This window comes from Pseudomonas sp. 1 R 17 (assembly GCF_900067035.1).
GTDB lineage: Bacteria > Pseudomonadota > Gammaproteobacteria > Pseudomonadales > Pseudomonadaceae > Aquipseudomonas > Aquipseudomonas marginalis.
Genome location: NZ_FKLB01000065.1, coordinates 119,869 through 132,234, shown reverse-complemented (window position 1 = coordinate 132,234; position 12,366 = coordinate 119,869). Strand labels below are relative to the sequence as shown.

12 protein-coding genes are annotated in these 12,366 nt (G+C 57.9%); 4 read left to right on the top strand and 8 right to left on the bottom strand.

Translation table 11 applies throughout. The features are described 5' to 3' along the window. Positions 1 to 340 precede the first annotated feature (340 nt). The 8 genes from BFP99_RS27780 to BFP99_RS27745 form a co-directional block, all read right to left on the bottom strand. Complete coding sequence (locus BFP99_RS27780) at positions 341 to 961, bottom strand: TetR/AcrR family transcriptional regulator (protein WP_065948718.1); 621 nt, start codon at positions 959 to 961, stop codon at positions 341 to 343. Between the two features lie 417 nt (positions 962 to 1,378). Continuing rightward, complete coding sequence (locus tag BFP99_RS27775) at positions 1,379 to 2,152, bottom strand: phosphate/phosphite/phosphonate ABC transporter substrate-binding protein (protein ID WP_065948717.1); 774 nt, start codon at positions 2,150 to 2,152, stop codon at positions 1,379 to 1,381. Positions 2,153 to 2,186: 34 nt separating this feature from the next. Further along, on the bottom strand, positions 2,187 to 3,515 hold the full coding sequence (locus tag BFP99_RS27770) for an LLM class flavin-dependent oxidoreductase (RefSeq protein ID WP_065948716.1): 1,329 nt from the start codon (positions 3,513 to 3,515) through the stop codon (positions 2,187 to 2,189). Positions 3,516 to 3,551: 36 nt separating this feature from the next. Further along, positions 3,552 to 4,457: an ABC transporter substrate-binding protein gene (locus BFP99_RS27765; protein WP_065948715.1), complete on the bottom strand. Its 906-nt coding sequence runs from the start codon at positions 4,455 to 4,457 to the stop codon at positions 3,552 to 3,554. A 49-nt stretch (positions 4,458 to 4,506) separates the two neighbouring features. Continuing rightward, the gene (locus tag BFP99_RS27760; protein ID WP_065948728.1) at positions 4,507 to 5,190 is read right to left on the bottom strand and encodes an ABC transporter permease; all 684 of its coding nucleotides are present in this window, start codon (positions 5,188 to 5,190) and stop codon (positions 4,507 to 4,509) included. Then, positions 5,190 to 5,819: an ABC transporter permease gene (locus tag BFP99_RS27755; protein WP_053187665.1), complete on the bottom strand. Its 630-nt coding sequence runs from the start codon at positions 5,817 to 5,819 to the stop codon at positions 5,190 to 5,192. The genes BFP99_RS27760 and BFP99_RS27755 overlap by 1 nt, the downstream gene beginning before the upstream one ends. Then, complete coding sequence (locus BFP99_RS27750) at positions 5,816 to 6,847, bottom strand: ABC transporter ATP-binding protein (RefSeq protein WP_065948714.1); 1,032 nt, start codon at positions 6,845 to 6,847, stop codon at positions 5,816 to 5,818. The genes BFP99_RS27755 and BFP99_RS27750 overlap by 4 nt, the downstream gene beginning before the upstream one ends. A gap of 30 nt (positions 6,848 to 6,877) precedes the next feature. Continuing rightward, on the bottom strand, positions 6,878 to 7,822 hold the full coding sequence (locus tag BFP99_RS27745; RefSeq protein WP_065948713.1) for a fatty acid desaturase: 945 nt from the start codon (positions 7,820 to 7,822) through the stop codon (positions 6,878 to 6,880). A gap of 109 nt (positions 7,823 to 7,931) precedes the next feature. Between BFP99_RS27745 and BFP99_RS27740 the strand changes: the two genes are divergently transcribed. The 4 genes from BFP99_RS27740 (at position 7,932) to glcF (ending at position 12,201) form a co-directional block, all read left to right on the top strand. Further along, a complete protein-coding gene (locus tag BFP99_RS27740) occupies positions 7,932 to 8,126 on the top strand; it encodes a hypothetical protein (protein WP_065948712.1) in 195 nt (64 codons plus the stop codon). Positions 8,127 to 8,362: 236 nt separating this feature from the next. Continuing rightward, entirely contained in the window at positions 8,363 to 9,862 is a 1,500-nt protein-coding gene (glcD, locus tag BFP99_RS27735; protein WP_065948711.1) for a glycolate oxidase subunit GlcD, read from the top strand. Continuing rightward, entirely contained in the window at positions 9,862 to 10,926 is a 1,065-nt protein-coding gene (gene glcE / locus BFP99_RS27730) for a glycolate oxidase subunit GlcE (RefSeq protein WP_065927689.1), read from the top strand. Before glcD ends, glcE begins: the two co-directional genes overlap by 1 nt. A gap of 3 nt (positions 10,927 to 10,929) precedes the next feature. Then, positions 10,930 to 12,201, top strand: a complete 1,272-nt coding sequence (gene glcF / locus BFP99_RS27725) for a glycolate oxidase subunit GlcF (RefSeq protein ID WP_065927690.1) — start codon at positions 10,930 to 10,932, stop codon at positions 12,199 to 12,201. Positions 12,202 to 12,366: the final 165 nt, after the last annotated feature.

Sequence of the window (12,366 nt, the reverse complement as noted above, 5' to 3'; positions counted from 1 at the left end):
GCTGAGCGCGGGCTACCGGGAGGGGCCGCAGCGCAGATTTACGAAGATCGTGCGCGCCACGGCGATTCCTCCAGGATAGGTACAGCATATTTATTCATGTGACCATTTATGTCAATCGTCACAAATTCAGCAAATGAGCATGCATGGCTACGCGGCAAATGCTGCGCGGATAATCCACTCAGTTACGTAGTGAGGGTTGATACATGGCTGTGAATGTGGGGATCAGGCCCCGGATTGGAATTAATACCGCGCCCCGGAAAATGGTGTCCACCTGGATCGGTGTTCACCATCATCCAAGCGTTGATATCAGAGCAAAGTGATAGAGATGATTAACGCAGGCTCACGGCATCAAGCTACGCAGAATGAGATTGGAGGTGAGGACCGGAGCCAGCTCGACGAAGTCAAGGTTGTATTGCAAAAGCAACGGATTGACGAAAGGGCGCAGCGCAAGGTGGATCGAATCGACTGTTTCGTCCAAGGGTGTTTTGCGTTCAAATTCGCCGATCTCTCGGCCTTCACGCACAATCTGCACCACAAAGCCCCTGACCAACGCATCATATTGCTGAGCGCAGGGCCAGTTCTCAGACGCTGCAAATGCGGCGATGTCATAGAGCTTTCGATCACTGAAGAACAAATTCACCCCGGTAGCGATCAGCGTTTTCACCAAACGTCGAAAACGCTCGGTCGGCGAGATGTCCTCTGCATTAATGGCCTGTTCTACGGCCGCGATGATTTCCGCCAGGCAATTGCCACAGATAGCCTCACCAATCGCCTGCTTGGAATCAAAAAACTTGTAGATGTACGCCTTGGAAAACCCGATCGCTTTCGCCAGGTCGGAAACCGTAGTTTTGCTATAGCCGTATTGACTGAAGTGCTGATTGGCCGCCGCGACGATCTGATTCCGGATATCATGATCGGCAGGGCCACGGATGCTGGGGGAAGCTATGGATGTCTTGTTCATACGAGCTAGCTTACGCATCCGAAAAGCGCTTGACAACGAGTGACCAAATTATACTTTTGTCACAAGCTCGCAATGATCAGGGTTGGTTTCAGGTCAATTGTCTCTACGCGGAAGGTCAAACACCTCCCCCAATCAGTTTTTTCGACGTGTTGTGCAAACGCCGTACCCCGCCATCGAACTCTCTAGCTCACTAACGGCGGCCTCCAAGCCAAGGGGCTTCAATCTGACCGGCCAAAAACACCCCGCGCCACCGAGCGTGGGCGTCTCCCCTGTCAATCCCTGTCAGCTGTTGCCGGACGCGTTTTCGATGCGGGTGCGCTTCCGTCGTTGCACGATCGCTACGGTATTTCCACCCAGGCTGTGTGCACGCAGATCAAGGGTTGGCCTTCGCATAGCAGGTGTTTGAGATGGGGCCGCTCAGGACGCTACAAACGAAAAGCCGCGACTGGCCGCACTGCGCTCATATTCCAGGAGACACTCATAGTCAGCCTCACTGGCGGGCAGGACTTCCTTGATCGCCAGGTCACGGGACACCTCAGGGAGCTGCCCCAAGGCATCGTTCATTGCGTTCCTGATTGAGGCGGCGTCCTGGCCAATCGAGGTGATGTAAGGCAGGCAGGGACTGCGCGCACTTCGTGTCAGGATCCTGAGGCCTTCGATCTCGGCACTGTGATCTCTCGCAAGATAGTCGTAGGTGATGCTATCGATGGAAGCCAAATCACCCTCGCCTTCTCTAAGCCTTCGCAGGCTCTCCCTGTGGGATCCGGTGAAGGTGAGTTTCGAGAAGAAACCTCGGTCGCTGATCCCGGCCAGCGTGTGGCGAAATAAATTCATTCCAGAGTTGGAATCCGGGGCGTTGATCAGGCCATGGCGGCCCTGGAAACCCGCCAGGTCAGTCACGGCCGAATCAGCCCTGCAGAGCAGCACACTGCAATGGTCCCCTCCAGAGCCATGGGTAAGCTCATAGCTCGGGCGCCCTACCAGCTTTACCTTTCCCCGCAGCGACGTAACGAATGGATAGCCGCAGGTCTGGGATAACAACAGATCCGGGGAAAGCCAGTGCGCCGCGAGATCAACGATCTGTGTTTGCCCACGGCGCTCGCCGAGAATCGCCAGGATGCGCTCAAGCCAGGCATCCTGTGCGTGTAGAACCCTGGCGGGAGCGAGGTACATGGATAGATCGCTGGTCATATGACATCCATTCAGAGGGTGCGATTGATACTGCTCACAGCAGGAAACGGTTGGCCGGCGTCTTCAAGCCCAAGCGATCCCTCAGTGTTCCGGGCTCATATTCCTGGCGGAACACCCCTCTGGCTTGGAGCAGAGGCACCACGCCACGGGTGAAGGTTTCGAAGTCAGTGGGCAAAAACGGAAACATGAGGTTGTAGCCATCGACGGCATTCGACTCGTATAACGCTGAAAGCTTGTCGGCAATATGCTCCGCCGTTCCGATCAACAGCCAGGTGCTGGAGCTCTTGACCAACCGGCGCCCTACCTCGCGGATGGACAAGGAGGTGTCGTACTGCTTGAGCAGGGCCAGCTCGGTTCGAATGCCATCAAACTCGGACTCATCCGGCAACGCTGGCAACGGACCGTCCGGCGATAGTCCTGTCAGGTCCAGGCGGGTGTAGCTGGAGACCAGGTCAATCGCCACCGCATCGATAATCAGGCTGTCCTCCAGGTGCCGACGTCGTTCCTCCTCAGTCTCATCCCCGAGCACCACCGGCAGCACGCCGGTGATGATTTTCAGATCACTGGAATGCCTGCCCTTCAACTCGAGTCGGCGATTCAAATCGGCCCTGTACGCCACTCCCTCCTCGACCGAATTGATAAAACAGAAGTGCACGTCCCCATGGGCGGCGGCCAGGTTCTTGCCGGCTTCAGAAGACCCCGCCTGGGCAAGGACCGGGTGGCCCTGGGGTGGACGCGGCACGTTAAGCGGCCCACGTACGCTGAAATGTGCGCCTTTGTGATTGATCGGGTGAATTTTCGAGGGGTCGGCAAAGTCGCCGGTGCCCTTGTCAAATTCAAGCGCGCCCTCCTCCCAGGAGTCCCAAAGCTGCTTGACGACCTGGATGAATTCCTCGGCCCGCTGATAACGATCACCGTGTTTCGTCACGCCTGACAATCCGAAATTCGAAGCCTCTTCTTCCAGCCAGGACGTCACGATATTCCAACTGGCTCGCCCTGCGCTGAGGTAGTCCAGCGAAGCAAAATAGCGCGCGAGGTTGAAGGGCTCGTTATAGGAAGTCGAAGCCGTGCCCATCAGCCCGATGTGCTCGGTAACCGCAGCCAGTGCGGACAGCAGCGTAATCGGTTCCAGGCGGGCGTTGGCATAGTGCCTCAGCCCGCTGGCCACGGAATCCCAGACCGCAACGTGATCCGCAACAAAAACCGCATCAAACTTCGCCGCCTCCGCCGCCTGCACCAGTTTTACGTAGTAACCCAGGGTCAATATCTCCCGGGTCGGTGCCAGCGGGTGGCGCCAGGAAAAACGATGATCGCCCTGGGGGTTAAAAAAGAACAAATTCAAAATCATACTTTTATTCGACATAACGCCTCCGCGACCTTACCCACGTCGCATTGATTTTCACTGGGCCGTCTTGACGGTATGTTCGGCGACCCATTGCGCCGCGACTTTCGCGGGGTCCTTGTGATCGATATCAACCAGGCGATTGAGTTGCTTGAGGTCGTCATCGGTCAGTTTTGCAGAGACCTCGTTGAGCACCTGGGTGACTTCCGGGGTCAGCACCGCCTTGCGACCCAGTGGCGTGATGTTTTGCAGGGGCTGTTGGTGCTTGTCGTCCTCGAGGACAACCCAAGGCTCTTTCGCCAGGATGCCTTGCGTGGAGACCACCGTGGCCACGTCAATAGCACCGGAGTTCAACGCCAGCCGCGACAAGGGCCCGCCCATGTCCAGCGACTTGATGCTCTTGAAATTAATGCCGTAGACCGCCTTCAAGCCGGGCAGGCCTAACGCAGCCGTGGCGACTTCGGGAGGCCCGCCCAGGGTGAAATCTCGCGAGACGGGCGCCAGGTCGGACAAGGTACGCAGGTTGTACTTTTCTGCGGTCTTTTGGGTGACGGCCCAAGCGGTAATGGAGCCCGCGGACGAAGGTTCAAGCAACTGGAGGTCCGCCGGCAACTTCTGTTGCAAAGCGCTGAGGATCTCCTTTTGGCTGGTCAGGGCGGTCTTGTCGTCATAGAAACTCAACAGTGACCCCAGGTATTCGGGGACGACGTCTATATCGCCGTTTTCCAGGGCCTGGGCGATGATCTGGCGGTTGCCCAGATTGAGTCGGGTCTTGACGTCTATCCCTTGATTTTTCAAGGCTGACGCATAGATGTTGGCGAGAATCGTCTGCTCGGAAAAATTGGCCCCTCCAATGGTGATGGACTGAGCGCTGGCAAACGCGCTGCCCACCAGCAAGCCTAACCCCAGCAACAATGAAACCGCGTGCGCTGAGCGAGCCTTCGAACGTTGTTTGTTTTTCATGTGGGTTTGCACCTCTGCAGAGTTAATACACACTTTCAAATGCCTCAGGTCATGTAGCGCTTAGTTCGATTTTCCCCGCGCGCCATTTTCTAACCATGAATGTTTCTATCATTGAACAAACCCACTCACTGACAATCGCCAGTGCCGACACCATCAGTGCGCCGCCAATGATTTGCGGCGTATCATTTCGGCCCAGCCCATCAATCAGAAACCTGCCCAGCCCGCCGAAGCCTGCATACGCGGCGATGGTGGCCGTGGCGATAAGTTGCACCAGGGCTGATCGGAACCCTGCAAAGATCAACGGAAAAGCCAGCGGCAACTCGAGCTGAAAAAACATCTGCCCTCTGCGCATGCCCATCGATCTGGCAGCCTGCTTCAGGGATGAATCCACCTGATCGATGCCAACATAGGTATTGGTTAATATCGGCGGGATGCTCATGGTCACCAACGCGATAATCACCGTGCTGGTTTCATAGCCAATAAGCATGATTGCAAGTATCACAATACCCAGGGACGGTAATGCTCGCCCAATATTGAACAGCCCTATCGCCACCTGCGCGCCTTTTCGGTAGTTAGCCAACAGTACGCCGAGCGGCAACGCTATTGCACAAGCGATAACCAGGCTCAAGGACACATAATAAATATGCTCTGCCAGCCGAGTCAGTATGCCGTTTTCACCCAACCAATTATCTGGAAGAGAAAACCAAAGGTAGACACTTGCGATCATGTTCATCAGCGCACCCAAGGTACCAGCCATTTATTGATTGAATAAAACAGAAAATCAAAACATAACGCCAACATCACGGTCAGGACCAGGCTGACCGCCACAGGTGTGGTGAAACTTTGAGCCAGCCCGGTAATGAACAGCTGGCCCAGTCCACCTTGACCAATCAAGGCAGTAACAGTCACCAGTCCCACCAAAGTAACCGAGGTTGTTCGTAAGCCCGCCAATAACGCAGGCAGCGCCAGTGGAAGTTCAACCCCGAGGAATCTCTGCATGCGCGTATACCCGAGCGCACGGGCTTCCTCCAATACGTCCGCAGGGTTACTCGCAAGTCCCGCCAAGGTGTTCTGCAACACAATAAGCAAGGCATACAGGCTCAAACCAATGACCGCCGTGGTCTTGGATAACCCGGTAAAAGGCATTATCAAAATAAACAGTGCCAGGGACGGAATGGTAAAAAGTAGGCCGCAGACATAAATCATCGGCCGCGCCAATCCTGGCTGCCATAACGCCAAGAGCACCATTGCACCCGCTAACAGCATCCCTATACACAGGCCCAGGGTCACCAGTTGAATATGATCGACTAACAGCTGGCCGATCTGCTGCCAGTTTTCAACGATCCAGGACCAGTCAATCATTGCGCACTTCCGAAGCGGCGTTCATTGAGTGCGCTGTGAAGGCTGGCAATCGACAGGCAACCTTCGTAACCGCCGGCCTCGTCCACGCGAACAACCACACCCATAGGCGCCGTTAGCATCTTAACCAGTGCGTGATGCAACGAGTCGTGACTCGACACTGTTGTCAGCTCCGGAACAGGCATGTCCGAGTCACTGACCCACTTCAACGGGTTGGACTTGTCATCCAGTAGAAGTTTGAATTCACAACTGACCTCATCCACCGGAAGATCAGAAACCTTCATCAGCGAAAGTCTTTTTAACAGCGGATCTTTGCCGATAAAGTTCCTCACAAACTCGCTGGCAGGATGGGCAAGGATGTTGTGAGGGGTATCGAACTGAACAAGTTTCCCTTCGCCCTCGAAGATCGCAATCCGATCACCAATCTTGATGGCCTCCTCCATATCATGGGTCACCAGGATAATGGTTTTATGCAAACGTCTCTGAAGCGCAACCAGTTCATCCTGCAGTCGCTCGCGTATCACCGGATCAAGCGCGGCAAAGGGTTCGTCCATCAATACAACCGGTGGGTCCGAGGCCAATGCCCTTGCCAGGGCGACACGACTTTGCTGCCCGCCCGAGAGCTGATTAGGGTAGCGGTCCAGAAATTCCGGCTGAAGCCCAACCAGGGAGATGAGTTCGCTCACGCGCTGGCGGATTTTATGTTTGCTCCAGCCCAGCAGCCGTGGGACTGCGCCAATATTTTCGGCAACCGTCTGGTGAGGAAACAAGGCGGCGCTCTGCATCATGAAACCAATGCCGCGGCGTAGCGTAACGACGTCAAGTTCATCGGTCGCCACGCCGTTGACACAGATGCGGCCACTGTCCTGGGTATCCAGCCGGTTGATCATGCGCAAAATGGTGGTTTTGCCGCAGCCACTCGGCCCGACAAATACACAGATCTCCCCCTCCCGGACGTGAAGCGTTAAATCGCTCACGGCCATTCGCGGGCTGCCTTTATGAGTTTTCCTGATGGCTTCAAAACGTATCATTTTCCGACGCCCATATTAGCTTGCCTAGTGTTAGTGCTCAGCAGGATGGCGAGGACAATCCACGGGACTGACCAGATGTTTCTGCAATAACTGGAAGTAGCCATGAATGACATAGCCATTGTTTCGCGCGATCCATTGTTCACGCCTGGCTCTATACACCCTGGGTAAGTAAAACCAGGGCAAACCGGGAAGATCGTGATGAACCAGGTGAAGATTGAGGTTGAGAAACAGCCAACTCAACAGCCCCGACGATTCATTGATAACCGTGCGGTGTTCCGGATACGTTGACGGACGATGTTCGTAAAACGACCTGATCATGGCAATCGACAAAGCCGGCAACGAAACCAGGAATAAGTACTGTATGGCACTGATGGCGCTGTATTCCTCAACCAAAGCCAGCACTACGCCAACACTGAGTAGATGCGCGGCCCACATCCGCCAAGCGATTCGACCGGTATGAAACAGCCCTCTGATTTCGCTACCCACAAGGGCCGTCACCGCCAATGGCGCGCCCATAAGCAAACGACCGCCCAAGGTCTTGTTTACCCACAACAACGTTCTGATATACCGAGGCGAGCGCAACCAAAAAGCACCGTTTACATAACGACTTTCCGGATCTTGCCCGGGTACCGTCAGCACTTCGTCGTTGTGATGTGCCAAATGGGTGTCCCTGTAAATGTCATAGGGGTACCAAACGGCAAACGGCAGAAATCCCAAGGCCTTGTTTATGGCGGGCCAACGGGTTGGATGACCATGGATAAGCTCATGCTGAATCGACATCCACAGCACAACCAGTGGCACCAACAGGACAAGGCTGAATACTTCGCCAAGTACTTGCCCATAAAAAACAATAAACGCCCAGGCCAGATAAAACCCGACTAACAAAAGCCAGGTGGGCCATTCGGTTCTACTGGTCAGGGTAGTGCTCAGCTTGACGATTTCCGCTCGATGAGCGTCATCCAAATAGTTTGGCATTGTTGTCAGTCGCGATAGAACGTGCTCGGAACGGGCGCCCAATCACTCACACTTCAAGCTGCAACCCATAAACCGGGATTACCTGAAGATGATTGGCTGGACTAACGGTATGGAAGTGCCCCACAACGACGATTCACATGGCGTAGAGAAGAAACGCCAAGCCTTCGCTGATTGCACTGCAGGCTTCGCTGTTGGCCTGACAAGGGAGAGGTTTGCCGGTAACGGATGGAACGGCAATGGAGGAAAAAGGACGGGTGCTGATATTGTCGGCGTGAGAAATCGCGACATGGGCGCCGTCATGTGACAGAGCCTCAAGGCTGATTTGGAAGATTCGGGCGCCGCACATAGTCGTACCGTAACAATAGGATTGAACATATCCGGCGGTCCGGTGACAGCAAGGTAGCATGATGACTAATACGATCAAGGACTATATTTTATTATGCTTATTCCTAAAATGAATAAGTGATCCAGGCGAATGATGCAAGCCAGCTGCATCGGAACAGACCTCGAATAAAAACAACGGAGGGTTGCCTACCGACTATGAACATTCTCTACGATGAACGCGTCGACGGCGTCCTGCCTGACGTCGACAAACAGGCACTCCTGCACGCCCTGCAGACTCGCTTGCCTGACCTGGAAATCCTGCACCAGCGCGAAGCGCTCAAGCCGTACGAATGCGACGGACTCTCGGCTTATCGCACCACGCCCATGCTGGTAGTGCTGCCGCGCCACATCGATCAGGTCCAGGGCGTGCTTCGAGTCTGCCATGAGCGGCGTGTACCGGTGGTGGCTCGCGGCGCGGGCACCGGGTTGTCCGGCGGTGCGCTGCCGCTGGAAAAAGGCGTGCTGCTGGTGATGGCGCGCTTCAACAACATTCTGCACATCGACCCCGCCGCCCGCACCGCCCGGGTTCAGCCGGGGGTACGCAACCTGGCGATTTCCCAGGCGGCTGCGCCGTTTGGCTTGTATTACGCGCCTGACCCTTCCTCGCAGATCGCCTGTTCCATCGGCGGTAACGTGGCGGAAAACGCCGGTGGCGTGCATTGCCTGAAGTACGGGCTGACCGTGCACAACCTGCTCAAGGTCGACATCCTGACCGTCGACGGCGAACACGTGAGCCTGGGTTCCCAGGCCCTCGACTCTCCGGGTTTCGATCTGCTGGCATTGTTCACCGGCTCCGAAGGCATGCTCGGGGTGATCACCGAGGTCACGGTCAAGCTGCTGCCCAAACCACAAACCGCCAAAGTGCTGCTGGCCGCCTTCGATTGCGTCGAAAAGGCTGGCCGTGCGGTGGGCGACATCATTGCCGCCGGCATCATCCCGGGCGGCCTGGAGATGATGGACAACCTGGCCATTCGCGCCGCCGAAGACTTCATTCACGCCGGCTACCCGGTGGACGCCAAAGCGATTCTGTTGTGTGAACTCGATGGCGTGGAAGCCGACGTCCACGACGACTGCCACCGCGTGCGCCAGGTGCTGGAACAGGCCGGCGCCACCGAAGTGCGCCAGGCTCGGGATGAGGCCGAACGCGTGGGTTTCTGGGCCGGGCGCAAGAATGCGTTTCCGGCGGTGGGCCGCCTCTCACCGGATTATTACTGCATGGACGGGACGATCCCGCGTCGCGAACTGCCTGGGGTGCTGCACGCTATCGCGGCGTTATCCAGCGAGTACGGCCTGCGGGTGGCGAATGTTTTCCACGCCGGCGACGGCAACATGCACCCGCTGATCCTGTTCGATGCCAATCAACCGGGCGAACTCGACCGCGCCGAAGCCCTGGGCGGCAAGATCCTCGAATTGTGTGTGAAGGTCGGCGGCAGCATTACCGGTGAACACGGTGTGGGCCGCGAGAAGATCAATCAGATGTGCGCCCAGTTCAATAGCGATGAGCTGACCGTGTTCCACGCCGTCAAAGCCGCCTTCGACCCCGGCGGATTGCTCAACCCCGGCAAGAACATCCCGACGTTGCATCGATGCGCCGAGTTTGGCGCCATGCACGTTCATCTGGGTCAGATGCCCTTCCCCGACCTGGAGCGTTTCTGATGCGCAGCGAACACCCTATCGACGCCAGCGCAGCGCTGCTGGAGCAGGTCAACCAGGCGCTGAACGACGCCACGCCGCTGCGTATCCAGGGCTCCAACAGCAAGGCGTTCCTCGGCCGCGCAGTCACCGGGGAAGTCCTCGACACCCGCGCCCACCGGGGCATCGTCAGCTACGACCCGACGGAACTGGTGATCACCGCCCGTTGCGGCACGCCATTGGCGGAGTTGGCAGAAGTGCTGGACGCCGCGCAACAGATGCTGCCTTGCGAACCACCCTCCTTCGGTGAGCACGCCACCGTCGGCGGCATGATTGCCTGCGGACTCTCGGGGCCGCGGCGTCCCTGGTCAGGATCGGTCCGCGACTTTGTCCTCGGGACGCGGGTCATCACCGGACAGGGTAAGCATTTGCGCTTCGGCGGCGAGGTGATGAAGAACGTCGCCGGCTACGATCTGTCGCGCTTGATGGCCGGCAGTTACGGCGCGCTTGGGGTGGTGACCGAAGTGTCCCTCAAGGTCCTGCCCAAACCACGGCAAACCTTGAGTATCAGCCTGGAAATGGACACCGACCGTGCCTTGCTGCGCCTGGCGGAATGGGGGCAGCAACCGCTGCCGATCAGCGCCGCGTGTCACGATGGCCAGCGCCTGCACCTACGGCTCGAAGGGGGTGAAGGCTCGGTGGCGGCGGCCCATGAGCGCTTGGGCGGCGAGTTGCTGGACGCGACCTACTGGCAAGACCTGAACGAACACCGGTTGGTTTTTTTCGATGAGGATCAGCCCCTTTGGCGCCTGTCCTTGCCGCACAACACACCCCGATTGTCGCTGCCAGGTACCCAATTGATCGACTGGGGTGGCGCCCAGCGCTGGCTCAAATCCGACGCCGACGCGAGCGTCATTCGCGCGGTGGTCGAAAAAGCCGGCGGGCATGGGACCTGCTACCACCCGGGCCTGATCGACAGTCCCTTCCAACCGCTGCCCGACACGTTGATGCGCTACCACCGGAACCTGAAGCAGCAACTCGATCCACGGGGCATCTTCAACCCCGGTCGCCTGTACGCGGAGCTTTGAACCATGCAGACCACCTTGAGCGAAGACGCCCGCCGACTGCCTCGCGCCGAAGAAGCCGAAAGCATCCTGCGTAGTTGCGTGCACTGCGGTTTTTGCAATGCCACCTGCCCGACCTATCAACTGCTGGGCGATGAACTGGATGGCCCGAGGGGGCGTATCTACCTGATCAAGCAGGTGCTCGAAGGCAATGAAGTCACGCGCAAGACCCAGGAGCATCTGGACCGTTGCCTGTCTTGCCGTAACTGCGAAACCACCTGCCCCTCCGGCGTCGACTATCACAACTTGCTCGACATCGGCCGGGCGGTGGTCGACGCGGCAGTGCAACGCCCGCTCAGTCAGCGTTTGCTGCGCGAAGGGTTGCGCAGCGTCGTTCCGAATCCCGCGCTGTTCAACCTGCTGATCGGCAGTGGCCAGCTATTTCGAGCTTTATTGCCCAACACCTTGCAGGCCAAGTTGCCTCGCCGCGTCTACCCGCCCAAACCGCGCCCGACCACGCGCCACGCCCGCCAGGTATTGATGCTTGAGGGCTGCGTGCAACCGCACCTGTCACCCAATACCAACGCCGCCACGGCGCGGGTGCTGGATCGCCTGGGGATCAGCGTCATATCCACCCCCGAGGCAGGCTGCTGCGGTGCCGTGGACTATCACCTTGACGCTCAGGCGATGGGCCTTGAGCGCGCCCGGCGCAACATCGATGCATGGTGGCCGAGCATTGAAAACGGGGTCGAGGCGATTGTGCAAACCGCCAGCGGCTGCGGTGCCTTTATCAAGGATTACGGCCACCTGCTCAGCACCGACCTGGCGTATGCCGACAAGGCGCAAAGGGTCAGTGCCCTGGCCAGGGACCTGGTTGAAGTGCTGCGTGGCGAGCCGCTGGATAAGCTCGGCGTACACAGCGACCAGCGCCTGGCGTTCCACTGCCCCTGCACCTTGCAGCACGCGCAAAAACTCGGCGGCGCCGTTGAAACCCTGCTGACAAGCCTGGGCTTCAACCTGACCGCGGTTCCCGACGGCCACCTGTGCTGCGGCTCGGCGGGCACCTATTCGCTGACCCAGCCCGAATTGTCGCGGCAACTGCGCGATAACAAGCTGAATGCGTTGGAAAGCGGCCACCCCGACGTCATCGTCACCGCCAATATTGGCTGCCAGTCCCACCTCGACGGCGCAGGACGCACCCCGGTCAGGCACTGGATCGAACTGGTCGAGGCCGCGTTGCCCTCACCAGGTACTGCAGAATCCTTGCGGCTGCACGCACCGAAGCCCACAGCAATCTAGCCGGGGCGCAATGCCTGGATTGAATCGGCCTCCTGTGGCGAGCGGGCTTGCCCCGCGTTGGGGTGCGAAGCAGCCCCTGATGAAGACGAATGCGGTGTATCAGGCACGCCTCTGCGCCTGGTTTTGGGGCTGCTGCGCAGCCCAACGCGGGGCAAGCCCGCTCGC

Excerpts from the sequence above, each read along its gene's own strand:
- BFP99_RS27740 (WP_065948712.1), top strand. The coding sequence starts at position 7,932 with ATGGAAGTGCCCCACAACGACGATTCACATGGCGTAGAGAAGAAACGC.
- BFP99_RS27765 (WP_065948715.1), bottom strand. The coding sequence starts at position 4,457 with ATGAAAAACAAACAACGTTCGAAGGCTCGCTCAGCGCACGCGGTTTCA.
- glcE (WP_065927689.1), top strand. The coding sequence starts at position 9,862 with ATGCGCAGCGAACACCCTATCGACGCCAGCGCAGCGCTGCTGGAGCAG.
- BFP99_RS27770 (WP_065948716.1), bottom strand. The coding sequence starts at position 3,515 with ATGTCGAATAAAAGTATGATTTTGAATTTGTTCTTTTTTAACCCCCAG.
- BFP99_RS27745 (WP_065948713.1), bottom strand. The coding sequence starts at position 7,822 with ATGCCAAACTATTTGGATGACGCTCATCGAGCGGAAATCGTCAAGCTG.
- BFP99_RS27750 (WP_065948714.1), bottom strand. The coding sequence starts at position 6,847 with ATGATACGTTTTGAAGCCATCAGGAAAACTCATAAAGGCAGCCCGCGA.
- glcD (WP_065948711.1), top strand. The coding sequence starts at position 8,363 with ATGAACATTCTCTACGATGAACGCGTCGACGGCGTCCTGCCTGACGTC.
- BFP99_RS27760 (WP_065948728.1), bottom strand. The coding sequence starts at position 5,190 with ATGAACATGATCGCAAGTGTCTACCTTTGGTTTTCTCTTCCAGATAAT.
- BFP99_RS27775 (WP_065948717.1), bottom strand. The coding sequence starts at position 2,152 with ATGACCAGCGATCTATCCATGTACCTCGCTCCCGCCAGGGTTCTACAC.
- glcF (WP_065927690.1), top strand. The coding sequence starts at position 10,930 with ATGCAGACCACCTTGAGCGAAGACGCCCGCCGACTGCCTCGCGCCGAA.
- BFP99_RS27755 (WP_053187665.1), bottom strand. The coding sequence starts at position 5,819 with ATGATTGACTGGTCCTGGATCGTTGAAAACTGGCAGCAGATCGGCCAG.
- BFP99_RS27780 (WP_065948718.1), bottom strand. The coding sequence starts at position 961 with ATGAACAAGACATCCATAGCTTCCCCCAGCATCCGTGGCCCTGCCGAT.